General features: G+C 35.8%; 27 protein-coding genes. All 27 read right to left on the bottom strand.

Going from position 1 to position 25,906, the window contains the following annotated elements:
- Nucleotide 1: 1 nt before the first annotated feature.
- The gene (gene aldA / locus BLP92_RS00810; protein ID WP_090839635.1) at nucleotides 2-1,453 is read right to left on the bottom strand and encodes an aldehyde dehydrogenase; all 1,452 of its coding nucleotides are present in this window, start codon (nucleotides 1,451-1,453) and stop codon (nucleotides 2-4) included.
- Between the two features lie 175 nt (nucleotides 1,454-1,628).
- Nucleotides 1,629-1,772, bottom strand: a complete 144-nt coding sequence (locus tag BLP92_RS17920) for a hypothetical protein (RefSeq protein WP_175444137.1) — start codon at nucleotides 1,770-1,772, stop codon at nucleotides 1,629-1,631.
- Between the two features lie 324 nt (nucleotides 1,773-2,096).
- Entirely contained in the window at nucleotides 2,097-3,134 is a 1,038-nt protein-coding gene (locus BLP92_RS00805) for a glycosyltransferase family 2 protein (protein WP_090839633.1), read from the bottom strand.
- Between the two features lie 12 nt (nucleotides 3,135-3,146).
- Complete coding sequence (locus BLP92_RS00800) at nucleotides 3,147-4,094, bottom strand: metallophosphoesterase (RefSeq protein WP_090839632.1); 948 nt, start codon at nucleotides 4,092-4,094, stop codon at nucleotides 3,147-3,149.
- Entirely contained in the window at nucleotides 4,091-4,684 is a 594-nt protein-coding gene (locus BLP92_RS00795; RefSeq protein WP_280138077.1) for a sugar transferase, read from the bottom strand. Before BLP92_RS00795 ends, BLP92_RS00800 begins: the two co-directional genes overlap by 4 nt.
- Nucleotides 4,665-5,252 (bottom strand): dTDP-4-dehydrorhamnose 3,5-epimerase, encoded by a 588-nt coding sequence (gene rfbC, locus BLP92_RS00790; RefSeq protein ID WP_090839628.1) that lies wholly within the window; start codon nucleotides 5,250-5,252, stop codon nucleotides 4,665-4,667. The genes BLP92_RS00795 and rfbC overlap by 20 nt, the downstream gene beginning before the upstream one ends.
- Nucleotides 5,249-6,220, bottom strand: coding sequence for a dTDP-glucose 4,6-dehydratase (gene rfbB / locus BLP92_RS00785; protein ID WP_090839626.1), 972 nt, complete (start codon nucleotides 6,218-6,220; stop codon nucleotides 5,249-5,251). Before rfbB ends, rfbC begins: the two co-directional genes overlap by 4 nt.
- Nucleotides 6,221-6,236: 16 nt before the next feature.
- Nucleotides 6,237-7,136 carry a glucose-1-phosphate thymidylyltransferase RfbA gene (gene rfbA / locus BLP92_RS00780; protein WP_090839624.1) on the bottom strand — a complete coding sequence of 300 codons (900 nt, stop codon included), beginning with the start codon at nucleotides 7,134-7,136 and terminating at the stop codon, nucleotides 6,237-6,239.
- Entirely contained in the window at nucleotides 7,133-8,173 is a 1,041-nt protein-coding gene (galE, locus tag BLP92_RS00775; RefSeq protein WP_090839622.1) for a UDP-glucose 4-epimerase GalE, read from the bottom strand. Before galE ends, rfbA begins: the two co-directional genes overlap by 4 nt.
- Before the next feature lie 60 nt (nucleotides 8,174-8,233).
- Nucleotides 8,234-9,229, bottom strand: a complete 996-nt coding sequence (locus BLP92_RS00770; protein ID WP_175444136.1) for a glycosyltransferase family 2 protein — start codon at nucleotides 9,227-9,229, stop codon at nucleotides 8,234-8,236.
- Nucleotides 9,230-9,243: 14 nt separating this feature from the next.
- On the bottom strand, nucleotides 9,244-11,007 hold the full coding sequence (locus tag BLP92_RS00765) for an ABC transporter ATP-binding protein (protein WP_090839619.1): 1,764 nt from the start codon (nucleotides 11,005-11,007) through the stop codon (nucleotides 9,244-9,246).
- A gap of 17 nt (nucleotides 11,008-11,024) precedes the next feature.
- Nucleotides 11,025-12,185, bottom strand: a complete 1,161-nt coding sequence (locus tag BLP92_RS00760) for a glycosyltransferase (RefSeq protein WP_090839617.1) — start codon at nucleotides 12,183-12,185, stop codon at nucleotides 11,025-11,027.
- A 14-nt stretch (nucleotides 12,186-12,199) separates the two neighbouring features.
- Nucleotides 12,200-13,381: a glycosyltransferase gene (locus tag BLP92_RS00755; RefSeq protein ID WP_090839615.1), complete on the bottom strand. Its 1,182-nt coding sequence runs from the start codon at nucleotides 13,379-13,381 to the stop codon at nucleotides 12,200-12,202.
- Nucleotides 13,381-14,388, bottom strand: a complete 1,008-nt coding sequence (locus BLP92_RS00750; protein WP_090839613.1) for a glycosyltransferase family 2 protein — start codon at nucleotides 14,386-14,388, stop codon at nucleotides 13,381-13,383. The genes BLP92_RS00755 and BLP92_RS00750 overlap by 1 nt, the downstream gene beginning before the upstream one ends.
- Nucleotides 14,389-14,427: 39 nt before the next feature.
- Entirely contained in the window at nucleotides 14,428-15,390 is a 963-nt protein-coding gene (locus BLP92_RS00745) for a glycosyltransferase family 2 protein (protein WP_090839611.1), read from the bottom strand.
- Between the two features lie 13 nt (nucleotides 15,391-15,403).
- Nucleotides 15,404-16,387 (bottom strand): glycosyltransferase family 2 protein, encoded by a 984-nt coding sequence (locus tag BLP92_RS00740; RefSeq protein ID WP_090839610.1) that lies wholly within the window; start codon nucleotides 16,385-16,387, stop codon nucleotides 15,404-15,406.
- Nucleotides 16,384-16,833: an FAD synthase family protein gene (locus BLP92_RS00735; protein ID WP_090839608.1), complete on the bottom strand. Its 450-nt coding sequence runs from the start codon at nucleotides 16,831-16,833 to the stop codon at nucleotides 16,384-16,386. Before BLP92_RS00735 ends, BLP92_RS00740 begins: the two co-directional genes overlap by 4 nt.
- Complete coding sequence (locus tag BLP92_RS00730) at nucleotides 16,820-17,953, bottom strand: CDP-glycerol glycerophosphotransferase family protein (protein WP_090839606.1); 1,134 nt, start codon at nucleotides 17,951-17,953, stop codon at nucleotides 16,820-16,822. Before BLP92_RS00730 ends, BLP92_RS00735 begins: the two co-directional genes overlap by 14 nt.
- 86 nt (nucleotides 17,954-18,039) lie before the next feature.
- The gene (locus BLP92_RS18245) at nucleotides 18,040-18,162 is read right to left on the bottom strand and encodes a hypothetical protein (protein ID WP_280138076.1); all 123 of its coding nucleotides are present in this window, start codon (nucleotides 18,160-18,162) and stop codon (nucleotides 18,040-18,042) included.
- Nucleotides 18,159-19,184: a glycosyltransferase family 2 protein gene (locus BLP92_RS00725; RefSeq protein ID WP_175444135.1), complete on the bottom strand. Its 1,026-nt coding sequence runs from the start codon at nucleotides 19,182-19,184 to the stop codon at nucleotides 18,159-18,161. The genes BLP92_RS18245 and BLP92_RS00725 overlap by 4 nt, the downstream gene beginning before the upstream one ends.
- Nucleotides 19,181-20,380 carry a glycosyltransferase gene (locus tag BLP92_RS00720; RefSeq protein WP_090839603.1) on the bottom strand — a complete coding sequence of 400 codons (1,200 nt, stop codon included), beginning with the start codon at nucleotides 20,378-20,380 and terminating at the stop codon, nucleotides 19,181-19,183. Before BLP92_RS00720 ends, BLP92_RS00725 begins: the two co-directional genes overlap by 4 nt.
- A complete protein-coding gene (locus BLP92_RS00715; protein ID WP_090839601.1) occupies nucleotides 20,377-21,483 on the bottom strand; it encodes a glycosyltransferase family 1 protein in 1,107 nt (368 codons plus the stop codon). The genes BLP92_RS00720 and BLP92_RS00715 overlap by 4 nt, the downstream gene beginning before the upstream one ends.
- 4 nt (nucleotides 21,484-21,487) lie before the next feature.
- Entirely contained in the window at nucleotides 21,488-22,636 is a 1,149-nt protein-coding gene (locus BLP92_RS00710; RefSeq protein ID WP_090839599.1) for an NAD(P)-dependent oxidoreductase, read from the bottom strand.
- Between the two features lie 12 nt (nucleotides 22,637-22,648).
- A complete protein-coding gene (locus BLP92_RS00705; protein ID WP_090839597.1) occupies nucleotides 22,649-22,981 on the bottom strand; it encodes a helix-turn-helix domain-containing protein in 333 nt (110 codons plus the stop codon).
- A gap of 25 nt (nucleotides 22,982-23,006) precedes the next feature.
- The gene (locus BLP92_RS00700) at nucleotides 23,007-24,167 is read right to left on the bottom strand and encodes an aminotransferase class I/II-fold pyridoxal phosphate-dependent enzyme (RefSeq protein ID WP_280138075.1); all 1,161 of its coding nucleotides are present in this window, start codon (nucleotides 24,165-24,167) and stop codon (nucleotides 23,007-23,009) included.
- Nucleotides 24,148-24,807, bottom strand: coding sequence for an acetyltransferase (locus tag BLP92_RS00695; RefSeq protein WP_090839596.1), 660 nt, complete (start codon nucleotides 24,805-24,807; stop codon nucleotides 24,148-24,150). Before BLP92_RS00695 ends, BLP92_RS00700 begins: the two co-directional genes overlap by 20 nt.
- Nucleotides 24,804-25,901: an EpsG family protein gene (locus BLP92_RS00690; protein WP_090839594.1), complete on the bottom strand. Its 1,098-nt coding sequence runs from the start codon at nucleotides 25,899-25,901 to the stop codon at nucleotides 24,804-24,806. The genes BLP92_RS00695 and BLP92_RS00690 overlap by 4 nt, the downstream gene beginning before the upstream one ends.
- Between the last annotated feature and the right edge of the window lie 5 nt (nucleotides 25,902-25,906).

Here is a 25,906-nt window from a genome sequence, read left to right as displayed (position 1 = left end):
TTTATTGCTGTTCGTCATTGAATTCCATGTAAACTGTCTGTGTGATTAGGAATTCTTCCAGTCCATGCTTTCCATCTGCTCCGCCGATGCCTGATTTTCTGAAGCCGGCATGGAAACCTTGTACCGCTTCGAAATTTTCGCGATTTACAAATGTTTCACCAAAGCGAAGACCTTCTGTGAGCTTCATTGCCTGATGGTAGTTATCTGTAAAAATCGAAGAAGAAAGACCATAGTCAGAGTCATTTGCTTTCTCTATTACTTCATCCAGCGTTTTATAAGTGACGATTGGAAGTACCGGGCCAAATATCTCTTCCTGAATAATATTCATTTCCTGAGATACATTGGAAAGTACGGTAGGTTCATAAAAGAAGCCTTTTTCTACATCCGCCGGCTTACCTCCTGCAAGCACTTTAGCTCCATTCTTTACTGCTTCCTGTACCATTTCATCTACTTCATCCATGCGTTCCTGGTTTACAAGTGGTCCCATATCCAAGGATTTATCTTTCAACGGATCTCCGTAGGTAACATTCTGCATTGACTCTGCAATTTTTTTCGTGAATTCTTCTGCGACATCTTCATGTACATACACACGTTCTGCATTAGTACATGCCTGGCCTGCATTAATAATACGGCTTTTTGTAATGTTTTTCACTGCAGTATCAAGGTTTGCATATTCTGTCACGATCGCAGGGGCTTTACCGCCGAGCTCCAGATTTACTTTCGTAATATTTTTCGCAGCGGCTTCCATTACTTTACTTCCTGCCGGCACACTTCCTGTCATAGTGACCATAGCTACTTTTTCATGAGAAGCCATTGCATTACCGATCGTGGATCCCTTACCCGTTACCAGGTTATAGACACCCTTGGGAATGACTCCCATTTCATGCACCATTTCTGTGAAGTAGGCAGCTGTATTCGGTGTCTGCTGGCTTGGTTTAAGCACAATTGTGCAGCCTGCAATCAGGGAAGTTGCAACTTTTCTTGCCAGAATAAATACCGGAAAGTTCCAAGGTACAATTCCTGCTACTACGCCAATTGGTCTTTTATGAATAAATATATTTTCGTTCGGACGGTCACTTGGCAGAATTTCTCCTTCAATCCGTCTTGCCCATTCGGACATATATTGGAAATAATCAATCGCAAGTTCCACTTCTCCTGTCGCCATTTCATAGCTTTTCCCCTGCTCTTCTATCAGCAGTTCAATAAAGGTTTCTTTATTTTCCTGCATTTTTAAACCTATCTCACGTACAATTTGCCCGCGTTCATTCGACGGTACTTTACTCCATGACGTCTGCGCATCCCATGCGGCCTGCACTGCCTTCTCTACATCCTCTTCGGTTCCGTTCGGCGTCTGGGAAATCACTTCCTCTGTCGCTGGATTAGTAATTTTAAGCATATCTTCCGTAGTAGATTTAGTGTATTCCCCGTTGATATAAAGCTGATGAGTTTTCATGTAAGTATCCCTCCGTTTGTAGTGTCAGGGAAACTTTTCCTTCTTTACATAAAAGTTAAACATTACTTTCATTATGTAAGCACAACAAAAAAGCACTCTGTTCCTTATATATCAAAGGACAGAGTGCTTTTATTTTAGGAATTGGCTAAGCATAAAATTTCTCCTTTATCATTTTCTAATGAAGTGGTTTCTCTTTATCCTCAGTGTCCTCTTTATTTTCGATGCTGACTACAGGACCGCCTTCACTTATCATATTGTCTACAGCAAGGTCATATGATTTCCGGTCGGTTTCTAAAACTATCGGGATGCGTTTGTTCATGATTTCACCCCCTTTTCCAGACCTAGGTTATCTATACCCGCTTTTACATAATATCAATCAATAATACTATCGTGAATAATTATAATGGATTTCATCAATGACAGTTAGTTGTATATTTACCAGCATTGTAACTTATTTTCATTTTCGTACATTAACTTTTGGGGAGTCTCTTTAGATAAAGACCCCTCCAGCTCAGCTAGTTAAAAATGGATTTTTATAGCTTCGCTTAAAGTGCAGATTTTCAATTTAATCCTTATTCCATTTAAAGCATTGTATATAAAAATTAATTCATCTGTTTATTAAATATTCACTTACTGCTAAGAGTCAAATTTTCTCTTTCGATAATCTTTTTAACTTCAGCGTGTTTATTTTTAAATTATACAGTTTTTTACGATTAAAAATATAGAGTTTAAAAATCTGAGGATGAATAAAAAACATATGCAATTCAATTTTACGTCTGGCAGGGAGCAAGTTCTGATATTTGTTAAAATCACTTCGATACATGTCTATTAATTCTTTTAGCTTTAAAGTTTCCTCCGGCAGATTTTTTTCAAGTAAATTGTAATGAATAATTAGATGGTGCATATACATGTTTAAGGCCCTGGACTGAAACTGAATGTATTTATTATTCATAAAAAATTCAAATCGCTCCCGCAGTGCCGTAACAGCATCCAGTCGCTTTAAGTTATAAGATTCATTCATAAAACTGGAGGGATGATGATAGTAATAATATAAATTTTGCTCAGTTATCACTATTTTGTTCGTGGCTTGAATGATATGGTGTACAGTAAACTCATCATCATGAACCTTCCCTTCAGGATATTGCACTTTACGAATAATTTCTTTTTTGTATAATTTATTCCAGGGAACCACTAAATTAACATTCGTATCTGCAAAGAGATGTTCGAAAGCTTCCTGCTTTGAGATTACATTTAGTTTTTCACTGTCTGGTAACTCATTATTTTTATTATTTGTAAAATTTCTCTGGTATACTTTTTTGAAATTACACATAGATACACCTGCATTCGTTAACAATAAATTATTCAGCAAAATTTTATACATATCGGAATGAATATAGTCATCGGAATCTACAAAACCTATATAATCACCTTTGGACTCTCTTACACCGCGATTTCTAACAGCAGACAATCCCTTATTTTCCTGATGAATTACTTTAATTCTTTGATCTTTCGATGCATAATAGTCACATATTTCGCTGCTGTTATCCTCAGAACCATCATTAATTATAATGATCTCTAAATTTTGATAAGATTGAGATATTATACTTTGAAAACATGTTTCAATATACTCCGCGCCATTATATACAGGAATTATTACACTTATTAATGGGGATGTTTGCATAATATCGCTCCTTTAATCATTGATTGTGTTGCTTTTTAAAGTAATAAGGTTTACTTCCGGAGGATTAAATAACCTGAATTTAAATATCCCCAAAGTATTACTTGCTCCTAGCCCTGTACTGACATATTGCTTTAAGTTATTATATTCCCACAGCCCCCGGATTCTATCCTGATCGGGAAACAGTCCATAATTATCGTAATATGCCTCTGGTACAATAAGTGCTCCGAATAAAGGAATTCTGATTTGTCCGCCGTGGTAATGACCTGCAATATGAAGATCTATTGGGGGTAATTTTATGTTTTCATCCGCCTCATAAATGTCCAATCTCACATCCGCTAATGGATAGTGGAACAAAGAAATAAGTGGTGTGTTTTCTTCAAGAGAATTCAGCATCTGCATATCTTCATCCAGTTGAGCTGCATATTGATTTTGCGCAGCCGGTTTGTACTCTGTCGAATTTCGCAGTATCATTTCAAAATCTGCAAAGATCATCGAGTCTCCATTTTTTTCAACTACTTCAATAGAATCAAGCTGCTTAACCCCTCTTTTCTCTAATCCTTCAATGAATTCCGGTATTTCTTGAGTTCTTTCTTCTGGGGGCTGATAAGCATTAGGATCAGTATTCCCTTTTACGAACCAAGTGTTTGCCGGAAGCGTAATTCCATCTAACAATTCATAGGCAGGGTCAAAGTTTGTGCTGGTTTCCTGATCCAGCAGGTCTCCAGTAATTACTACCGCATCATATGTTATTCCGTTAATAGTCTCTGTCAGTCGCTGCTGGTTATTACCAAATCTTTTTTCATGAAGATCGGCAATTTGCAATATCTTAAAATTTTCGAATGACCGAGGAAGGTTTTCTATATATACAGTCTGCTCTGCTACTATGATCCTTTCATTTGAGGTGTAATAAAGTACACCTCCGACGATGATCACGATTACAAAACCAGCAAATATTTTCATTGAATTTTATTCCCTTCAAAAGGAGTAACTCCTCCCTCCTGCTCTATTCCTTCTTTTTTCAACACTTTCCATACAGTTAACCACAAGATTTGCATATCAAAAAGCAGTGTCTGATTCTCTACATAATATAAATCGTATTCAAACTTTTCTTTCCAGGAAATTTCATTTCTTCCATTTACCTGCGCCCAGCCGGTTATGCCAGGCTTCAAAAAGTGCCGCTTTTTCTGATCCGCAGAATACAAGTCTAAATATTGCACAAGCAGTGGCCTTGGACCTACAAGGCTGATATCTCCTTTTAATACATTCCAAAGCTGAGGCAATTCATCTAAACTCCTTTTTCTTATCCATTTCCCTGTATCTGTAAGTCTTTCATGATCAGGCAGCAGATTTCCATTACCGTCTTTTTTATTATTCATCGTACGAAACTTATAAAGTGTAAACAGAACTTCATTCTTCCCCGGTCTGACCTGCTTAAAGATGACAGGAGAACCGATACTTGTTTTTAACTTGATATAAGTGAATAAGAATACGGGAGAAAGTAAAAGCAGTAATACAAATGATACAGAAGTGTCAATCATTCGTTTTAACAAGATTTTCTCCCCCATTTCTATCTGAAAATTTTTCCATTGCTTCTGTCAATGGAGGCATTGATCTGTCTTTATTAGACAAAAGAGGTTCAAATGTACCCCAATCAATATTTAATTCTTTATCATTCCAAATGATTCCACCTTCAAATTCAGGAGCATAGTATTCATCAGTTTTGTAGATGACCTCTGTATTTTCAGTTAATGTGACAAATCCATGTGCAAAGCCTTTAGGTATATATAATTGTTTCTTATTTTCAGCACTCAGTACTATCTTGTAATGCTGCTTAAATGAGGGTGAATTGTTTCTCAAATCTACAATTACATCCAGTATTTCTCCATGAATGACTCTTATGAGTTTCGCCTGTTCATAGGGTGGGAGCTGTAAATGGAGTCCTCTTAAAGTACCCTTTTGCACGGAAAGGGAATGGTTTTCCTGTTTTGTAGGCAATAAAATATCTGCCCTTTCTAAAACCCTCTCATTAAAAGATTCCATAAAAAAACCACGGCTGTCTTCATGCAGCTGCGGCTCTAAGATTTTCACTCCTATAAATGGGGTGTATACAATATTCATTTAACTGCCTCCCTTCTCCTGCCCTCATACCACTTTTTCTCCCACCAGTCTTTGTTCTCTTTATACCATTCAATGGTAGAACGGAGACCGCTTTCCATATCAATTAATGGCTGCCATCCAAGCTCACGCTGTATTTTATCAGCATTTATTGCGTAGCGTCTGTCGTGTCCCAGCCTATCAGATACATAGGATATTAAACTTTGAGGTTTATCCAGGCTCATCAATATACTTTTTGCAATTTCCAGATTGGTCTTTTCAGATTGGCATCCGATATTATAAACCTCTCCGTCAATCCCTTCTTCCATTACTAATTTTATCGCCCGGCAGTGATCTTCCACGTGCAGCCAATCCCTGATGTTTAATCCGTCACCGTAAATAGGAAGATGTTCATCATATAATGCTTTCCCAATGAGTCTGGGAATTAACTTTTCAGGGAACTGATATGGACCGTAGTTGTTGGAACATCTAGTGATCATGACCTTCATTCCGTATGTCCTGCCATAAGCAAGTGTAATTAAATCTCCTGAGGCTTTGCTCGCTGCGTAGGGACTGTTAGGAGAAATAGGAGAATCTTCATAAAACAGTCCTTTCTGTCCTAAACTTCCATACACTTCATCGGTTGAAACCTGAACGAACGTTTTTACTTCGCAGTTTTTAGCTGCTTCCAGAAGAACCTGCGTACCTTTTACATTTGTATCCGTAAAAACAAGAGGATGTACGATACTGCGGTCTACATGACTTTCTGCGGCAGCATGAACGATTGTATCGATATGATAATGCTGGATTATTTCTTCCATTTTCTTTTGATCTAAAATATCACCTTTAATAAAATTCTTTTGCGAAGCAGTCGCTTCCGGATCGCCTGCATAAGTTAATTTGTCTACATTAACTACCAGATATTCTTTTTCCAGCATATCGACGAGATGTCTTCCAATAAATCCCGCTCCTCCAGTCACAAGTACATTCATCTCTTATTTCCTCCCTTTAGATAGCAGTTACTTTAGACATGTGTGGTGAATCTACGTTAGCGATCCTTACCAGATATTTTCCATACTCGGTTTTCGCTAAAGGTCCTGCCAGTTCCAAAAGCTCCGTCTTATTTATATACCCTTTAATATAGGAAATTTCTTCCAGGCATGCAACTTTCAAACTCTGCCTTTTTTCAATAATTTCTATAAATTGAGAAGCTTCCAGGAGAGATTCATGAGTGCCTGTATCAAGCCAGGCAAAACCACGTCCTAGAAGTTCAACTTTTAACGTTTGATCAGCAAGATACTGGTCAAGAATATCCGTAATCTCAATTTCTCCTCTTTCAGAAGGTTTTACTTTTTTAGCAAAGGACACTACTCTATTATCAAAGAAGTAAAGTCCTGTAATGGCATAATTTGATTTGGGAGCAGCTGGTTTTTCTTCCACAGACATTACATCTCCATTTTCCGCAAACTCTACTACTCCGAACCTTTCGGGATCCTTAACATTATAGCCAAACACCGTAGCTCCGCGATTATTATTACGTACTTTCTCCAGATGATACGTAAATTCATGACCGTAGAATATGTTATCTCCAAGTATTAAAGCGACATCCTCATTACCAATAAAGGATTCTCCTACGATGAATGCATCTGCCAGACCTTTCGCTTCTTCTTGCACTGCATAAGAAATGGACACCCCCAAATCTTCACCTGAGCCTAAAAGCTGCGCGAATCTCGGAGTGTCCTCTTTTGTTGAAATTATTAAGATTTCTTTTATACCTGCAAGCATTAAAACAGATAATGGATAATAAATCATAGGTTTATCATACACTGGCAGCAACTGCTTCGACATTGATTTCGTTAGAGGATAAAGTCGCGTTCCTTTACCTCCGGCAAGAATAATTCCTTTCATCTCTTTTCAGCCTCCAATGTTTTAATGTTTTTGTATCCTTTCGGAAATTGCAGCTGCCATCTCCACATATCCTCGCACATTGTTTTGATATTCCGTTTCGCTCTCCACCCTAACTCTTTTCTAGCTTTGTTTGTATCTGCATAACTTACAGCTACATCCCCTTCTCTTCTATCGGTAACAACAAAAGGAACGTGTTTTCCAGTAACTTCTTCAAAAGCTGTGATTAATTGAAGTACACTTGTCCCTTCTCCTGTGCCAAGATTGTAAGTTCCAACTCCTGTATGATCCATACCTTTATTTAATGCTGCAATATGACCTAGCGCCAGATCTGTCACATGGATATAATCTCTAATTCCTGTTCCGTCAGGTGTGTCATAATCAGACCCAAATACTTTCAGCTCTTTTTTTACGCCTGCAGCAGCCTGCATAAGAAAGGGAGCCAGATTATTTGGAGTTCCCTGTGGTTCTTCTCCAATAAGTCCGCTGTGATGAGCACCTATTGGGTTGAAGTATCTCAGGATAGATATACTCATTTCCGGATAGGCTTTCCCTGCATCTTCCAGCATTTTTTCAAGAATCAGCTTTGTTCTTCCATAGGGATTAGTTACCGAGAGACTAGCATTTTCCGTCACCGGCATATGCTGCTGATCACCGTAGACCGTCGCTGAAGAACTGAATACCATAATTCGTGTGTCATATATCCTCATACTTTTAAGCAAATTAATTGTAGACCCAATATTATGATCATAGTAAGAGAGTGGATCTGCCACAGATTCACCCACTGCTTTTAAACCTGCAAAATGTATTACTGCTTCTGGTCGTTCAATTCTGAATATCCTGTTTACTACCTCTTCTTTTCTTAAGTCTGCACAGTAACAGGATGTTTCTTGTCCTGTAATTAGCTTAATACGGCTTAAAACCTCCTTATTACTATTGCTGAAGTTATCTGCAATAGTAATCTCATGGCCGCTCTGTATCAGCTCCACTACAGTGTGGCTTCCTATAAAGCCCGCTCCACCGGTTACAAGAATTTTCATTTCATTGCCTCCTATATTAGCTTGCATTGATAAACAAAGAGTAAAACAGTTATTCTCTTATTATAAAATTAACTTATTTCTTATTTTGTAGACGTTCAAGGTGATATTAGGCATTTTAGCCCAAATCCACAACAGTGTTTTTTCTTTCGTTGTTACTTGAGAATTATTAATCATTTTCTGTTTCCATTTTTTAATTTGCTTATTCACTATTTTTAATGCTTTTTTTTGATCTTTCATATCTGCATTAAGAATATCGATTGTGAGCCCCCTTAGGGAACGGTAATAATTAGCTAAGTTAAGCTCAACAATTTCCTCAGGCAAATGATTATCTTTCATAAATTGATAACTTTCTTCAAAATTCATTATAATATCTAACCTTCCACTACTGTAATTCTGCAAATCAGCTCTTGTAGTGCTTGCTGCATGAATCAAATAATAATACAATTTTTCATCTGTCATTATTATTCTTTTCGCTTTATAAAGTAATTTATATTGTATCGCAGCGTCTTCAAATTTTCTGTTTAATGGAAATTTCACCTCTTCAAATAATTCTTTTTTGAATAATTTATTGCAGAGACCGAATCCGGTAAAGTTATTTTTTAACAGCATTGTTAACGCAGTTTTATTGTTTAATAATTGAATTGTACTTTCTGCGTAATATTCAAACTTAATCTCACTATCTGATTTCACTGAAAGCAATTTGCAAGTAGCAATCTCTGCATTATATTCTCTGCAGAGGTAATATAATTTCTTGATCATATCAGGATGCAGTGTATCGTCTCCATCTACCAGTAAATAATATTCTCCTTTGAAAAGATCTAAAGCTTTATTTCTTGCAGCAGATACTCCTTTATTTTCCTGGAATACATAACTAATTCTTGCGTCGATGGTAGATAATTTTTCACAAATCGATCTGCTGTTATCAGAAGATCCATCATCGATGATAATTAATTCGAAATCTGTGAATGTTTGGTTCAATATCGAGAGAATACACTTTTCAATATATTTCTCGAGATTATATACCGTTACCCCAACACTCACGATTGCATTACTCACAACCACTCCTCCCTTCAAACAATAGATTTTTCGAATTTCCTGACATTTATAAGCGAGCCGTTTTTCATTTCGTATATAATGTCGCAATTTTCTATAGTGGATAGTCTATGGGCAATGATGATAAGTGTTTTTGCTCCTTTCAACTGATTGAGAGAGTTCATGATTTCTTTTTCAGTGTTGTTATCAAGCGCTGATGTAGCTTCGTCCATAAACAGTATCTGAGGATCATGATACAACGCTCTGGCAATACCGATTCTCTGCCTTTGTCCTCCTGATATTCTTGCTCCCCTTTCTCCGATATTTGTGTATATCGAATCTGGTAGAGATTCCACAAACTCTTTTAGTTGAGCCTGTTCTAATGCTTTCCACGCTGCTTTCTCATCAATTTCATTTTCTTCAATTCCAAAAGCGATATTTCTTAAAATAGTGTCATCGGATAAAAAGATAACTTGCGGTATATAGCCAATGTTTCGCTGCCATAATTTTTTCTGTTTACTGATTTCCTGACCGTCAATAGTGATTTTACCTTCCTGAGGCTTTAACAATCCGAGCATGATATCCATCGCCGTAGTTTTTCCTGACCCCGATGCTCCGATAAAAGCGACAGAAGAACCAATGGGAATCTCCGCAGTTACATTGCTTAAAGCATGTGCTTCCTGAGCAGGATACCTATAAGAAACATGATCCATCTTTAATAGATGCTTAAATGTTTTATTCTTTTGTTCTTCACTGGATAATTGTAATTGCTCCGTAAACTCTTCATTATCGATATTTAAATCGTTAAATACGACTTCTAGCGCAGGATAATTATATTTTATTTGAGTAACCATCGATAAGACTCTCGTAATAGATGGCATTAGACGAAATGCTGCCATTGCAAAAAGTGCCATTGTTGTAACAATTTCTGCTGTGTTTGCTCCTTGAAAAATGACAATAAGCATAGTTATCAAAACAGTTGCTACTAAAAGTGTTTCAATAAATAATCTCGGGCTTTGATCCAGCATTTTTATATATCTGCCATTATTTGCTTTTATTTGACTGTAATGCTGGAAACTTTTTATGAAGAAGTTTTCTTTTCCTGTAACTTTTACATCTTTACTCGCACCAAGACTTTGGTTAATCCATTTAATCATTTTCCCGGTTACAGCTTGCTGTTCCGTTCCTAATCGCGATATTTTTTTCTTGAATATTCCGTAAAAAAGTCCGATGCTTAATCCTAATATTCCAATTGCTGATATAGTAGCCACAGGTGCAGTAAGCACTAATAATGTTAATATAAAAGTTATTACTAATATTTCCGTCATCAGCTGAAAGGCAGGCAATATCATACCTTGAAATACTTTAGGTACTTCAGCAGTTACATTTCTCAGCAAATCTGATGAATTCCGTTGTAAGTGAAAAGTATATGGTTTCTTTAAATAACTTTTTAGCAGCTGACTGGAAAGCTTCACCTGCTGATTAAGCAAAATTCTGTATTGAACATAGAAGAAAGCTAGTAAATATACATTTTTAAATAAAAATAAACTCATCATTATTATTACAAGAAATATCGTAAATTGCGTAAAGCTTGTAAAGTTAAACAATTCGTATACGTAATTTAAAATCGGCTGTGAATTAATTATGTCAGGGTTTGTAATGATCCCGACAAATGGGAGCATTAAACCTACACCCAATGTCTCCAATAAAGCTGCGCCTATCATGAGTATAAAAATTAATCCGAATTTCTTTCTCTCTCTTTTATTAAATAATGATGATATTTTTTTAAGACTTTCTTTCATTTGATTCTACCTCCTTTTTAAATGAAATTTTTGCGTACGGTTTCTACTTCTGTATTCAATGCTTGAATTAGTGAATGTCTTAATGAAGAATCTTTTAGTAGGGTTACAACTCCATTAAAAAGACTTTGATCGTCTATTTTAGTGATTAAACCAGTTATGTTATGTGTGATCTGATCCATTGCACCAGCTGTAGCAGTAGTAACGATGGGCTTATTCAGCGCTTTAGCTTCAGCTATTGTTATACAATATCCTTCATGATCAGAAGGCTGCACATATATATTTGCTTGATTAATATAGGGATAAGGATTTACTTGAGAACCTTCCAGAATGAAAATCCCTTCTAAGTTGTACTCGATTACTAATTGCATCATATGAGCTTTTAAATTTCCGTCGCCTATCCAGTGCCATGTTATATTGAAGCCGTGATCAATTAAGTCCTTGCATACTTTTAAAGCTCTTTCCGGGGCTTTTTCCTTTGTCAGCCTTCCTACGGTAACAATTTTGATCCCGGGATATTTTAATACCTCCTTACTAGAAGCCATTTCTTTAATTTTCGATGATGATACAATATTTTCATGAACTTCAACTTTATTTTTAATGTCAGGAATTAAATGTATCAACTTCTCAGCAGCTTGCTTCGACACAACGTAAATTTTATTGAATTGTTGATACATATGTTTTGCGAAAATTGGATCGAATCCTATTCGTGTAATATCAAAATGAATCCACTGTATCTTCTCCTTGGCCTTCACGCGGTAATTTGTAAAATATGTTATAAAATTCATCGGACCTGCATAAGCTATTGCCAAATCGAAATCCTCTTTTAATTCTGGCACGTCTTTCATCAAAAATTTATAGTACAGACGGGAATCATTCTTAACTTTTCTATAGATATATGTGTACATGAAAAAAAACGCTTCCCTAAAGGAGCGTTTTAATAACGATCTTTTTAATTGAGACCTGGGACTACAAGACAACTTAGGCTTTATATTAGCGTACTCTTTAAGTTCTAATATTCTTATATGAGAAGGAATCTCCTTTAACAAACCCCCTTTATTTTCGAGAAGCAGCAATGAAATATCATATTGATCCTGCGGCAGCTGATCTACTAAATTCAAAAAAGATTTTTCTGTTCCGCCTACATTCATATTTATTAAGATAAAAAGAACTTTTTTCATGTACTGCTCCTTTCTTATGTTTCAACGAGCTCATAAAATTTATTAATCTCTTCAACATTTCCTTTTGCTTCTAGTTTTTGATAACTGATTATTTTTTCTCTTAATGCAGGTTCTTCTACAAGTTTTTTTATACCGAAGTAGACAGCTTCTGGGTCAATATCTACAATAATTCCGTTTTCATTATGTTTCATCTGACTTTCCACTGCATCAAAACGAGTAGTTACAATCGGCGTATTTAACATTCTTGCTTCCGCTAAAGCAATTCCGAAACCTTCAAATCTGGAAGTCTGTACATATATATCCGCTTCCTTTATAAAAGGATAAGGATTTGACTTGACTCCCAATAAAATCATTTCTTTTTCAATATTTAGCTCTTTAATTCTAGATTTTATTTCTGATTCTAATGGTCCTTTCCCTAAAACATACCATCGAAAATTTAGTCCACCTTTTTTTAGACGTGAACATGCTTCCATTGCGATATCATAACCTTTTTGTTTTGCTAATCTGCCTATTGTAAGAATTTTAATACCCTTATATTTATCTTGAAATCCTTCTCCATTATCAGCCATTTTTGAAATCATTTTTGGATTATTTATATCATATATTACTTTTAGATCCCCTTTAATATTTAGTTTATTCTGCGTAAAGATATCTTTGGTTGTTCCTGATACAGTAACTACAGCATCAAATTTATTATAATGTTTTTCCTGGAATATTTTATTTTCACCCTTCAAATAGTAGCTTACGTTTACCCACGCCAGTTTCTTTAATGCATTTACTTTTTCTGACACATAAAACGTTGGCACCCCCTGTGCATAAGCGATAGCTGAATCATACAAAACAGGGTTTTCAGAAATTACTTTACTGGCACTTTTCCAAAAAAGCCGTGCCTTAGTTATATTATCTGATTTTTTTAATCTTAACTTATAAGAATATTGAATTCTCGCCATACTATGTGTGAGCGGGGAGCTTATAAGTGAATTCCATAAATTTTTTTTGACATGATCCATATATTGAAGAGGTGGAAGCAAATTCACCTGTTTAGGAACTAATTCTTCTAGCTCTCCTCCATAATTAAAAAGCTGAAGATCCACTTCATATTTTTCATAGTTGATCAGGTTCAACAGCGTTACAAGACTTTTTTCTGCTCCAGCACAAGCTAACGAATCTATCACAAATAGAAGTTTTTTTTTCATTATGCGCCCTCCTTTCTTCTTTCTAAGTTTACAGTTAATTGATTATAGAGATTAGGACTTACTATGAATACACTGTAAACAATTTTCTTTTTTATATTTTCAGATTTATTCATTATAATTTTAGGATATAACTTTTTAAATAATTTAAATATCTCTTTCCTTTCCCGGCTTGCATCAGGCAGTGCTTTTTGGGATTCAATATAATACCAGAAAAAGTGTTCACTAAAATGCCTGAGCGCTAATTTTTCCAGCTCAGGTAAGTTGTTTGAGTGAAATAGATTTACTCTTTCATATAATGCTTTCATTTTCTTAAACATTTGCTTTGTCATAGTTATTGGAGTAATACTGCCTTTCCTACCAGGAACAATAACATAAAAATATAAATCTGCTTTTATATATACAACTGTTGTAGATTGAAAAAGTAATTGGTGTGCTGTGAATTCTTCTTCATCTAATGTATCTTTCGGAAATGGGTATTGAGCAATTAACTCTTTCTTATATAATTTATTCCAATTCATGGTAAATGTCCGGTCAGTGCTGTATAAATATCTAAGAGCCTCTTGGTTATTTAAAATTTTCGCCTCATGAATGGCTACTTTATTTTTTAGTACCTCACTTTCGTGTGATAAATAAACGCCTTCTTCTATTGGCTTAAAATCGCAAATACTTATATCTGCTTTGTTCAGAAGCATTTCACTGTACAATATTTCAAGCATATTTGAGTGCATCATATCGTGAATGTCAATAAACCCAATATAATCACCTTGAGCATGTACAATTCCTGCATTTTTTGCTGAAGGTATATCGCTAATTGTTTCATTTAAAAACTTAATTCTATTATCTTTCTTTTTAAATTCATGTGCTTCTTTTATTATTTTTTTTGAAGCACCTGTATTTATCAATATTAATTCAAACTCTTGAAAAGACTGATTAAGAATGGATCTTAAACAATTCACTATCCCTCCTTCTTTTGAAGTTATAGGCAATATTATGCTTATTTTTACCATGTTAATTATCCTTTCTGCTTAGCTTTTAGCTGTAAGGAGTTAAAAGGCATTCCTGAGAAATAATCTTTTGTGAAGTACAGGACTGATTCGAAACGTTGTATAAATTACTTTTTGTTTAAATGCAGCATTTTTATACACAATATAAAAAAGATCGTTATACAATTTTTTTAATTTTTTTCGTTCTTCATGTGCTCCAGGTAAATCTTTCTGTGATTGTAAGTAATACCAAAAGAAATATGTTAAAAATCTTTCCAAAGCTGGTTTTACTAAATCAACGTAATTTTTCGAAATGAAAAATTCAAGTCTGTCATACAACGCTTGTACCTTGTCGAATTTTTTAACTGTCATGGAAGAATGGGTCGAACTGCCTTTTCTCAATACATAAAAATATAGCGGTAAGTGCACGTAAGAAATCTTTTTTGCTCTATCCAGTACTCTGTGTGCGGTGAATTCATCATCATAAAGGTAGCCGTTTGGGTACTTTATGTTATTAAATATTTCTTTTTTATATAATTTGTTCCAAGGCACAACAAAGGTAAACTTCTCATCAAACAAATGTGCAAGAGCTTCATACGAAGTGAGATGAGTTGAGGTTATAGTATTTATATTATTAAACCTGCCTATCTCCATTCCTTCGGGAGTAGGTTCATAGTCGCACACTGCAATATCTGCATTATCTTCCATCATCTGCTCATATAATATTTCCAGCATTCTTTCATGATAGTAGTCATCACAATCGATAAAAGCTATATATTCGCCCATTGATTGAGAGATTCCAGTATTTCTAGCAGCAGCTATGCCGGCGTTGGTTTTGTGAATGACTCTTATTCTATTATCTTTTGATGCAAAATCCTCACAAATAGAACCGCTGTTATCGGTAGATCCATCGTTAACCAATATCAGCTCGAAATTTGTAAACGTTTGATCTAAGACTGAATTTATACAAAGGGCTATATAATTTTCTAAGTTATAAATTAATGCTATCACACTAATTTTAGGCATTTTAAAGCTCCTTTCATTTTACAGAAGCTGTTAATATCTTCTTTTGGTTTGTGGAAATATAGAAATTCTTACTAATAAGGAATAACTTTAACTTATCTTTACGATTCAATCTTTCATTTTTTTTGATAGCTTTATAATTTTTTTGTAAGTTTTTACTTATATACGTAAATTGTTGATTCGCTTCTTCTTTATCATTAATTTGTTTGAGGATTATTTGAATATTATCGAAGATCCAGTAAGCATATCTTCTCCAAACTTCGCTCATTACTTCAGGATGCGCTCTCATTAAGTCCTTAATAATATTATCCCACGCTTCAAAACTATCCATTCTACCAATATGAAATCGAGTTGTTAGAATACTTTTTTCACGATGCCTATAGATATAACCAGTTCTCGAAGTGACTAATATTAACTCACTGTTCATTATAAGCTGGTGAGCTACAGCTAAATCCTCGTGAATTCTCCCTTCAGGAAATAAGATCTCATTGAAACATTTTCTTTCATATAATTTATTCCATAATGCAAATCTGTAAACATTCCCTCTGAACAATTCTCTTAATCCATTTTCTTTATTTAAAACTAGTAATTCCTGATCAGTTCTAAATTCTGTTAAAGAACTTCCAAATTGTCGTGCATGCCCACATATTGTTATGTCACTTTTGTGTTCAAGTGCTAAGTCTAATAGGTTTTCATACATATCCGGCAGAATCCAATCATCACTGTCTACAAAACCAATGTATTGTCCCGATGCTCTCTTTACACCGGTATTTCTTGCAGCACTGACTCCTTTTCTATTTTGATTGATTAAAATTACTCTTTCATCCCAGCTAACATATTTTTTACAAATTTCTAAACTTCTGTCATTCGATCCATCATTAATCAATATAATTTCAATTCTTTTCTCATTTTGATTTATAATACTTTCTATACATTCTTCCAAGTATTTTTCAACGTTATAAACAGGTACAATAACACTAACTAACGGAGAGTCAGTCATTTTATCCCCTCCACTACCGGCACTTCGGGATAATACTTTAGTTTTTCCTGCAGCATTGTAGAGGATACTCCTGGTGTATATGGAAAATATATGATTTCAACTCCATGAGGACGGAATTTTTCCTCCGTTTCTTTAAATATTTGTGACCCTTTCCAATCATCTCCAACAAACATTACGTTAAACTGGTACTTTTCCAAAGCTTCGTATTTATTTTTATTCCATTGAGGTACTACTTCATCTACATATTTTATTGATGCCACGATTTCCATACGTTCTGCGAAAGGAATAACAGGTGTTTTATGCTTGCAGGCCCTGACCAGCTCATCGGTGCTGACACCTACAACAAGATAATCACATTTTTCTTTCGCCTGCTTCAGGATATTTAAATGACCTACGTGAAAGACATCAAAAACTCCAGTAGTATAACCCTTTTTATATTGTTTCAAGAGGATTCATCTCCTTTTCTGAACACAATTGTTTAATTCTGTCTGTAATTTCAGCTGCTGCTCTTCCATTTTCAAATGAACCAACCTGGGACAAAAATGAATTTAGATTCTCTTTGTATCTTGCAGCATCCCATTTAACGATTGTTTCTGTTAACTCTTGCGCTGATTGGGCGATAGGAAATGGAAGATCTTCCAAGTTAAAATAAAATTTTCTTTCCTTTGCAAGATAATCGTTTAAATCTGGTGCAAATAATATAATAGGTTTACCTGTTAGCGCAAAATCAAACATCAGCGATGAATAGTCAGTAATTAATATATCTGTGATTGCCAGCAGCTCCTGGGTATCATCTGCATCATTCATTATTTTTCCTTGCATATTATTTACCATTTCTTTTACATGTGGATGAAGCTTTATAATTACCTCCCAGTCTCCTTCAAAATTTTCATTTAACGTTTTATTAATATTTATTCCCGGATAAAAGCCGTTATTGTTTCTTCGAAAGGTAGGCGCATACAGTACAATCTTCTTATTTTTCAAATCGAACTTCTTTTTGATTTTTTCCCGCTCTGCATAATCTGTCGAAAGTAGAACATCATTTCTTGGAGTTCCTTTTTCAAAAATTTCTCCATCATACCAAAATGCATTTTTCATTATTTCAGTGCTTTTTTGACATCCGGATAAAAGCAGGTCACACATTGAAGAGTCTCTGACAGCTCTCCTGATATAACCTTCGTCCAGTGTGTTCCCAGCATCTTTCTCAATTTGTTTTAACCTAAGCGAACTGTGCCAGGTCTGTAAGTAGAACTGATTCTTTCTTTTTGTAAAAAATCCAGGAAGTCTTTGATTAGAAATGATAACTTTTGCAGTAGCAAAATGAAACAATGCATGCATTGACATTGCCTGAACCGTTTTGAATGGAAGATTGCTGGTTTTATTAAGGATCCATACTATTTCAAATTCCTCTTTATGATTTTCCAGTATATAGTTCGTAATATATTTAGGGTTGCAGCTGTACTGGCCGCCGTCATAGCTCATAAATAAAAGCTTATTCCTTTTCACCGGGAATAAGCTGAAAACTGCTATTAATAGTTTCGTTATATTTATTTTAACCTGATTCATAAAGGCACCCTTTCTTCCTTTACTTAAAATATGGAGTTTACCGCAGAGAATTCAATATGCTGCGCTGCTTTTACAGAATATTTACTCTAGAAGCCGATCAGGTCGTCCGCTCCGGAAGGATGGGTTCTTGTTCTTTTCTGCTCCCAGTCTCCGCACTCACTTTGTGCAAGTAAAATTTCTTTAGTAATGAGGAATTTGTTTTGCTTCATGAGCGGTTTACTTTTATCAAAGATTCTTCAGGCAGGTGTTTATTCATTTTTCTTTTCAGTTTATTAAATAATAATTGTGTTAAATACAACGTTGGGTGTATATAGAACATTTTCAGCTTTTTACTAAGTTCCTTATCTTTTTCTGCAGCTTTTATAATTGTATCTTTTTCTCTTTTTAAATCTCGTTCAATTATAGACCGCTGTTTTTTTTGATCTCGATAAGGCTTGATCGTTAAGAGAAGACGATAATGTTCCAGTTGAAGTTTCCCAAGCTGCCTGTATGCTTCGGAAGTTAACCCTTTGTAATTTTCTTCTATAAAAGTAACCCTTTCTTTCATTCCTTCAATAATATCTAAATGTTTTAAAGTATATTTACCTACAATGCTTTCTTCTCTCTGCCGGTAATAATAAAGCGGTTCTCGATTGATTACATATGTTTTCACTTTCGCCATAACTAAATGTGCCCAGAACATATCTTCAAAAAGCATCCCTTTCCGAAACGGTATAGAACGTATTACATTTGTCTGATATATTTTCCCCCATGCAAAATTTTTTACTTCCTCATTTTCCAATAGCTTTTCCATTAATGAATTATTATCCAATAGTTCTATGGAGAATTTATTGGAAAACATTTTGTTATCCAATAGCAGCTTATCTGGATACGCATAATAAAAAGAAGACTGCACGACTTCAGCCTTCTGTAAAACTGCTATTTTTAAAGTTTTTTCTATAAACTCAGGGTCCAGCCAGTCATCACTATCTATAAAAACAGTGTAATCTCCTTTAACTTGTGCCATTCCTGCGTTCCTCGCATCAGACAATCCTCCATTTTCCTTATCAATAATTTGAATTCTTTCGTCTTTATAGGAAGCTGCTAATTCTCTGCTTTTATCTGTAGTACCATCATTTACAATTATGATCTGCAAATGATCATATGTTTGATTCAAAATAGACTCTAAACAAAATAATATATATTTTTCCACTTTATACACTGGAACAATTACACTTACTAATGGTTTCATATTTGCCCCCTTACCAAGGAATGAAACCTGTCGAGGTGCTTGGCTGAAGAAAAATCGTATTCTGCACATCCTTTTATAAGCTGAGTCCTCAGAGTTTCATTGTCTTTCAGCAGCATTATTCCTTTAGCGATTCCTTTGGGAGATAATTCGGTTATAAAACCATTGATCCCGTGATGCACTTGACTGGCTGCTGTGGCATAATTTGTAATTAAAACTGGCAGCTTCATTATCTGGGCTTCTGTAACAGTCACTGCTTTCCCTTCATACCTGGAAGGCTGCACATATAAGTGTGCTTGTTTTAAAAAAGGATAAGGATTAATTTTTTTTCCCAGAAATATAATATGATCTTCTAAATCATTATCTTTTACTAGCTTTTTCAGTTTATCCAGCTCTCCTCCATATCCGACAATATACCAGGTAAAATCATCCCTGCCTTTACTTTTTAAAATTCCGGCTGCTTCTACTGCTAAATCTATTCCTTTAGCATATGATAATCTCGCAACTGTAATAATTTTAAACTTTCCTTTATCCATTTCATTACTGATCTCTTTTCCTGCTTCTAATTCTATACTGTGAGGGGAAGCCATATTTTCAATTACTATTATCTTTTCTTTAAGTGCGGGGTGCACGTTTACAAATGCTTCTTTACAGCTTTCTGATACAGCGACAATGCTGTTAAACTTCTGCCACATCTCTTTATCTCTCTTTAAGTTCACTTCCACTGTTGAAAAATCCGTATGAATCCATGCAGCCTTTTTATGAGCTTTCACTTTATTCAATACTGTGTAATGCGGCCATAAATAACTTACCGCTAAATCATAATCTCCTTGTATATCTGGCAGATACCGCATACTTTTAAGCCACATTTCCTGCATCTGGCGGTACCCCGGTTCGTTAAGAGATAAATAAATTTTCTGCATTGATGCATTCCATTTTGCAGCCAGTCTCACTTGACCAAACTTAAAATTTCTTTCCAAAAAAATCTCTTTTATCGATTTTCTAAAAGTAGCATATTCTTGAGCTTCAGGAAGCAAATTCACATGTTTTGGAATGAACTCCATGAATTCACCAGTATGCCTGTATAAAAATAAGTCTATTTCATAGGGAGCATCCTTTAATTCGTTTAATAGAGATATTAAACTTCTTTCAACACCGCCCACTTCAAGATCAAAAGAGACAATCAGCAGTTTTTTCATGTTTCCCCTCCTTTCTCCAGTAAATATAATTCAGACATTCTTGCTGTTATTTTTTGAGTATCATATCCCTTTTCCATTATTTTTCTTCTTCTTAAATCTGTACCTTTATGTTTTCCCTGTAAAGCTGCTTTTTTTATTTCAACTATCCACTCTTTCTTACTTTGCTGTAAAGAAAGCTGTTTTACGAGCTTCAGGCCAGCATCAGCTTCAGGCTGGATAAACTCCGACGTTATACACGGTACACCTGCGGCCTGGGCTTCCAAAAGCACCAGCCCTAACCCTTCATATGTGGAGGGAAAAACAAATACATCCATGGCATGAAGGGCGGTACTCGGATCCTTTAATGCCCCTGTAAATATAATATACTCAGTTAATCCAAGTTGGGCTCCTTTCACTTCCAACTGCTTTCTCAAATGTCCTTCACCTACTAATAAAAGCACTGCTTCCAACTTTTCTGTTCTCATCTCTATAAGCAGATCTAATAAAAACTCGTGATTTTTAGCTTCCATTAACCTTCCAACATGCCCAATGACGAGTTTATTCTGCAATCCGTTATCTTTTTTGAATTTCATCACTTCCGCTGACTCTTTTGCTAAAAATTTTTCTGTTTGAATAATATTCGGCAGCCATTCAGCGTTCGTATGTCCATACAAAAATACTCCAGCTTCTTTACTGCATGTAAGAAAAAAACTCGAGTATTGATTGATGAATTTTCTCATCATTAAAATATACAGTTTTCTTTTTAATGTGAAATTGTCATCTTTTGTAGTGTGAGCATGTGAAATGCGTATTTTAACTCCTGCAGCTTTTGCTGCTGCCATGACAACACCGCTGTGAAACAGTGTATGTGCATGTACTGCATGATAATTTTCTTTTTTCATTAATTTGTAAAGTTCTTTAAATGAAGTTGAATTTCCGGCATAAACAATTCGGCCGCCCAGTGATTTTATTTCGTCATCAAAATATCCATTCATTTTTGAGAATGTTAAAAAATCAAATTGAATAATCCTGCGGTCAATTGAACGATATAGATTCATCAGCATAGCCTCGGTGCCGCCTATATTCATTGCACCAGTTACCTGCAGCACACGAATGCTTCCCATATTGTCACTTCCCTTGTGTGATTGGTTTCGCTGTCTGTATTGTTTTCCAAATATTAAAAATCCGGCTGGGAGGAAGCGTAATTTTTTGAAAAGTAATTACTTCCCCTTCTTTTATAGGTTTTTCAATTATCATATTTTTCATAAGGCCAATTGGCACGTGATCCGGTTTCTCAGAACTTGTGACAGCTTCACCTCTGATATCAAAGCTTCCAATTGCTTCACGAATATATTCTCCAGGATTCAAGTCACGCTTTGCAATACCAGCAACACTGACAGAAGGATTGGTGGAATTTGTAAGCAACGGTTTTTTTCCTTCTACCACTCTTTTAATAGTTTTAATGATTTCCAAATGACATAAATGGTACGGAGTAGTAAGGGTATAAATTGGCCCATCACCTACCTTAAAATAAGAGAGTTCATTTTGCTGGTCATCTTCGTGAGTAGCAGAGATAAATACTCCAGGAGGTCCTTCTTTACGAATGATATAGTCACTAATAGGAGTTTTTAATTCTATTGCTTCTGCAGCCAATGCTGCTCCAGCTCCTTCAATAGACCGTGCTTGCAGGCCTGATAATCCTTGCTTTATGATTGCTGCGTTCAATCCGTTCGCAACTAACGCCTGCTCAATCTGCACTTTTGTTCCATCAGTAAAAGATGTAACTTTAGCAAGGCTGATTCCTTTTAAATTGGCCCAGTACTTCATATCCTTTAAAGTTGGATTTGTGTTTAAAAAACCTTTAATATTTCCATATACAAGAGGATGGAATCCCATATCAATCATATTCTCATTTAAAGAGGCCAGGCTGCCGGGCTGATCACCTTCCGCTTCTGTAATATATCCTGTGCCAGTAAAATAAGATCCTGTGGTAACTTGAAGTTCTGCATTCATCGTTACTACCGGAAGCCCTTGAAAATGTGCTTCTTCAATAACATTAGATCCATGTTCAATATCTCCACTGCATTCAACAATGATATCTGCTTTATTTGTAAACTCTACCAAATTATTTGTGAGTATACTTTGAGGTACTACCGCTACCTCCTCTTTTCTTCTTCTAGTCAATACACTGCTTACCTGGTAATTATGGTCTCTAACTAATCTTTTATATAAACCAGCTGCAATAAATCCTGTGCCCGAAATTCCGATATTTATCATATATCTATGCTCCTATCCTTTGACAGATTTTTTTTGCCATTCTATAAACTCCAGTACTTTCTCATATTCTTTTAATTCTACTTCTGTGAGATTTAAACTCGATATCCGCTGCAAAATTGTTTCATATTCTTTCTGAATCTCGTTTTCGGCTTTTAAGTCAAGAATTGTAATCAAATCCGTTTCCAGTACTTCGGCCAGTTTTTCCAGAACTTTAATTGAAGGATTTTGATTGATTTCTCTTTCAATATTACTTAAATTTGATTTCGATATATTTGCTTTCTCAGCAAGTTCAGTAAGAGTTATCCCTTTCTTTTTACGAAGCCGGGCAATGTTTTTCCCTATCATTCTCACTACCTCATTTTCTATAGAGTTAGAAGATTACCGCCTCCTGTGAAATGGTGGTTCTCGTATTTTCCCTTAAAAGATTCATGACATAGAGCTGTTCTTCTTTCGTCATATTCGTTCCTGAGGGAAGGCATATTCCATGCCTGAAAAAAGTTTCAGCTACACTCAGTCCTTTCGTATGCTGATAAAATTCCGTATTCTGAAATAGAGGCTGCATATGGAGCGGCTTCCATACTCTTCTTACCTCTATTTGGTGGGAACGCATCGATTCAATTATTTCTACAGGATCTGAGTCTGAAGGGAGTAAACATGCAGTCAGCCACCTTGAAGATCTTGAATTGCTGTATTCGGGCATAAAGTAAAAAGGTAGTGACTGTGCGTACCTTTGATAGATTTTTCTTTTTTCTTCTACTCTTTCATTTAACACTCTTAACTGAGCTCTTCCGATGCCTGCCAGTACATTACTCATTCGGTAGTTATAACCTTTTTCTTTATGCTGGTAATGTTCAGCCTCTTCCTTTGCCTGTGTTGCCAAAAACTTCGCTTTATCTGCAAGGTCTTTTTTGTTTGTAACGAGCATTCCTCCACCGGAAGTGGTAATTATTTTATTCCCATTGAAAGAATATATGCCGATATCACCTATGGTTCCCGAAGCCTTCCCTTTGTAAGATGATCCAAGTGACTCAGCTGCATCTTCTATTACCGGCACTTTGTATTTATTACAGATTTTCATAATCTCTTCCATCCTGCTTGTCTGTCCATAGAGATGCACTACAATTACAGCTTTCGGCAGTTTCTTTTTCTTATAAGCAGTACTCAATGCACGCTTCAGAGCTGTGGGAGACATGTTCCAGGATGTCGGCTCTGAATCAATGAATACCGGTTCAGCCCCCTGATACAAAATAGGATTGGCACTTGCTACAAATGTAAATGTAGAACAAAATACTCGGTCCCCCTGCTTGATTCCCAAAACCGCAAGAGCTAGATGGATGGCTGCCGTTCCAGAGGTAACTGCGACTGCATACGCCGCTCCAGTCAACAATTCCATTTCCTGTTCAAAAGCCTGCAGGTGCGGTCCTACCGGCGCTATCCAGTTGGTTCGAAATGCTTCTTCGATATAATTCTGTTCCTCTCCGCTCATATGCGGAGGTGATAAATATATAGGTTTACGAAGGGTACTTTTCAACTTTGCTTCCCCCTTTTTGTTTCATGACAGCTGGCGAACCTATCGCAGTAATATAAGCGGGGATAGATTTAATCACGGTGGAACCTGCCCCAATTACAGCCCATTGTCCAACTACTTTTCCAGGTATAACGGAGGCATTGGCTCCGATATGCACACCATTCATTATTTTTACACCGCCAGTTAATACTGCCTGTGGTGAAATATGCGTATAGTTTCCAACTATACAATCATGTTCGATTACAGCTCCTGAATTAATAATAGAATGCTCCCCAATAACTGCTTGTGCATTTATTACTGCATTCGGCATGATTACCGTGCCGAACCCTATCTTTGCGCTAGGACTGATAACTGCCGAAGGATCTATCAATGTTGCATAACTGGTGAGAGGAATTGCCAGGCGCTTGAATATTTTTTTTCTGATTTCATTCGTTCCTACTGCTATGATCCATTTTGCGTCAGGAAAAGTTCTTCTAATTGGCTCCACTCCCATAAAAGGAACATGAAGTTTATGATCTTTCATGTACGCTTCTTCGAATGCATCGTCTACTACCGCAACAATTCTAAACTGTGCTTCCCTTAACACAATATCCCTTAATACTTTACTGTGACCGCCATTCCCTACTATTACTAAATCCTTCATGTTCCCTCCTCCTCCCGGAAAAATGGCAGATACTCACTTTGATAGTTTATGTTGAGTGTTACGCTGTATTCATAAAAAAAATAAAATAAGTAAAGAACTACTATCACGTAATAAATAAACCGCTGATCTTTTTCTGCGAATACTTTTACAACCCAGGAGATTAATATTAAGGAGAAAAGGTCGAAATATATTGCCATCCTTGCAAATATCCATTGCTGTGTAGAAACCATCATAAAAATAAAACCCATTAATGATAGGTTTACAACAATGTGGCTCTCTGGAAATATCTCTTTTAATTTATGTCTCCCGAAATAAGCAAGCATCACTGGTGCCGCTGTTACCATCACCCTGATAATATTGGCTCCTCCTTCATCAAATTCTGAATAAGAGCCGTATTTTGTTTCTGAAATAGCACCGAATATTATATGAGAAAACTGATCATATCCAAAAGCAAACACTGTTCCGGCAAATACAAGTGCCATTGTAGATTTCGTCCATGCTTCTCTTCTCACAATAAAATATACGGGAAGCATTATTAATGCACTTTGATGAAAAGTAGAAGCCAGTAAAACGGTAAGTACGTATGGAATTAACTTTCCTTTAAATAAAAATGATGCTCCTGCAAATACAATAGAAGCTGCTAAATATTGCCTCATTCCGTTCATGGAGACAAGGAACATTCCTGAAGTTATGAAAACATATAAACTTAGTTCAAATAGACGGGAATATTTATATAATACTGCTGTAATTAAAGTGAGCGTGATTAAGGAAGCTGTAAATATTAATATTTGGCCATCAGAAGATATATGCTGAAGCAGCCACTGTAATACTGCAAAACCAGGCTCTTCCGCTTCCAATGCAAGATTCAGACTCCATACTGTTTCATCAAATATGTCTCTGTAAACATAAGTATCTCCAATTCCTCTCCGTAAGCCGGCAACAGCCACCATTACGGACAATGCCAATAACGCAAGATATGCATTCGGTTTTGCTTTTGGAGGGAAAGAGAGGTCCTGTATGACAGGCACAGAAAAATAACGCGCAGTAAATGCAAAACTGAATACTGCACCCAGGTTGAGCCATAGCATTTCCATCTTAT

Source organism: Alkalicoccus daliensis (assembly GCF_900103955.1).
Taxonomy (GTDB): domain Bacteria; phylum Bacillota; class Bacilli; order Bacillales; family Salisediminibacteriaceae; genus Alkalicoccus; species Alkalicoccus daliensis.
The sequence above is the reverse complement of the archived record's forward strand: the minus strand, read 5'-3'. Positions and strand labels throughout refer to the sequence as shown.

Bases quoted from the DNA above. Each gene is read 5' to 3' on its own strand.
- aldA (WP_090839635.1), bottom strand. From the start codon at position 1,453: ATGAAAACTCATCAGCTTTATATCAACGGGGAATACACTAAATCTACT.
- BLP92_RS17920 (WP_175444137.1), bottom strand. From the start codon at position 1,772: ATGAACAAACGCATCCCGATAGTTTTAGAAACCGACCGGAAATCATAT.
- BLP92_RS00805 (WP_090839633.1), bottom strand. From the start codon at position 3,134: ATGCAAACATCCCCATTAATAAGTGTAATAATTCCTGTATATAATGGC.
- BLP92_RS00800 (WP_090839632.1), bottom strand. From the start codon at position 4,094: ATGAAAATATTTGCTGGTTTTGTAATCGTGATCATCGTCGGAGGTGTA.
- rfbC (WP_090839628.1), bottom strand. From the start codon at position 5,252: ATGAATATTGTATACACCCCATTTATAGGAGTGAAAATCTTAGAGCCG.
- rfbB (WP_090839626.1), bottom strand. From the start codon at position 6,220: ATGAATGTACTTGTGACTGGAGGAGCGGGATTTATTGGAAGACATCTC.
- rfbA (WP_090839624.1), bottom strand. From the start codon at position 7,136: ATGAAAGGAATTATTCTTGCCGGAGGTAAAGGAACGCGACTTTATCCT.
- galE (WP_090839622.1), bottom strand. From the start codon at position 8,173: ATGAAAATTCTTGTAACCGGTGGAGCGGGCTTTATAGGAAGCCACACT.
- BLP92_RS00765 (WP_090839619.1), bottom strand. From the start codon at position 11,007: ATGAAAGAAAGTCTTAAAAAAATATCATCATTATTTAATAAAAGAGAG.
- BLP92_RS00760 (WP_090839617.1), bottom strand. From the start codon at position 12,185: ATGAAAAAAGTTCTTTTTATCTTAATAAATATGAATGTAGGCGGAACA.
- BLP92_RS00755 (WP_090839615.1), bottom strand. From the start codon at position 13,381: ATGAAAAAAAAACTTCTATTTGTGATAGATTCGTTAGCTTGTGCTGGA.
- BLP92_RS00750 (WP_090839613.1), bottom strand. From the start codon at position 14,388: ATGGTAAAAATAAGCATAATATTGCCTATAACTTCAAAAGAAGGAGGG.
- BLP92_RS00745 (WP_090839611.1), bottom strand. From the start codon at position 15,390: ATGCCTAAAATTAGTGTGATAGCATTAATTTATAACTTAGAAAATTAT.
- BLP92_RS00740 (WP_090839610.1), bottom strand. From the start codon at position 16,387: ATGACTGACTCTCCGTTAGTTAGTGTTATTGTACCTGTTTATAACGTT.
- BLP92_RS00730 (WP_090839606.1), bottom strand. From the start codon at position 17,953: ATGAATCAGGTTAAAATAAATATAACGAAACTATTAATAGCAGTTTTC.
- BLP92_RS18245 (WP_280138076.1), bottom strand. From the start codon at position 18,162: ATGAAGCAAAACAAATTCCTCATTACTAAAGAAATTTTACTTGCACAA.
- BLP92_RS00725 (WP_175444135.1), bottom strand. From the start codon at position 19,184: ATGAAACCATTAGTAAGTGTAATTGTTCCAGTGTATAAAGTGGAAAAA.
- BLP92_RS00720 (WP_090839603.1), bottom strand. From the start codon at position 20,380: ATGAAAAAACTGCTGATTGTCTCTTTTGATCTTGAAGTGGGCGGTGTT.
- BLP92_RS00715 (WP_090839601.1), bottom strand. From the start codon at position 21,483: ATGGGAAGCATTCGTGTGCTGCAGGTAACTGGTGCAATGAATATAGGC.
- BLP92_RS00710 (WP_090839599.1), bottom strand. From the start codon at position 22,636: ATGATAAATATCGGAATTTCGGGCACAGGATTTATTGCAGCTGGTTTA.
- BLP92_RS00705 (WP_090839597.1), bottom strand. From the start codon at position 22,981: ATGATAGGGAAAAACATTGCCCGGCTTCGTAAAAAGAAAGGGATAACT.
- BLP92_RS00695 (WP_090839596.1), bottom strand. From the start codon at position 24,807: ATGAAGGATTTAGTAATAGTAGGGAATGGCGGTCACAGTAAAGTATTA.
- BLP92_RS00690 (WP_090839594.1), bottom strand. From the start codon at position 25,901: ATGGAAATGCTATGGCTCAACCTGGGTGCAGTATTCAGTTTTGCATTT.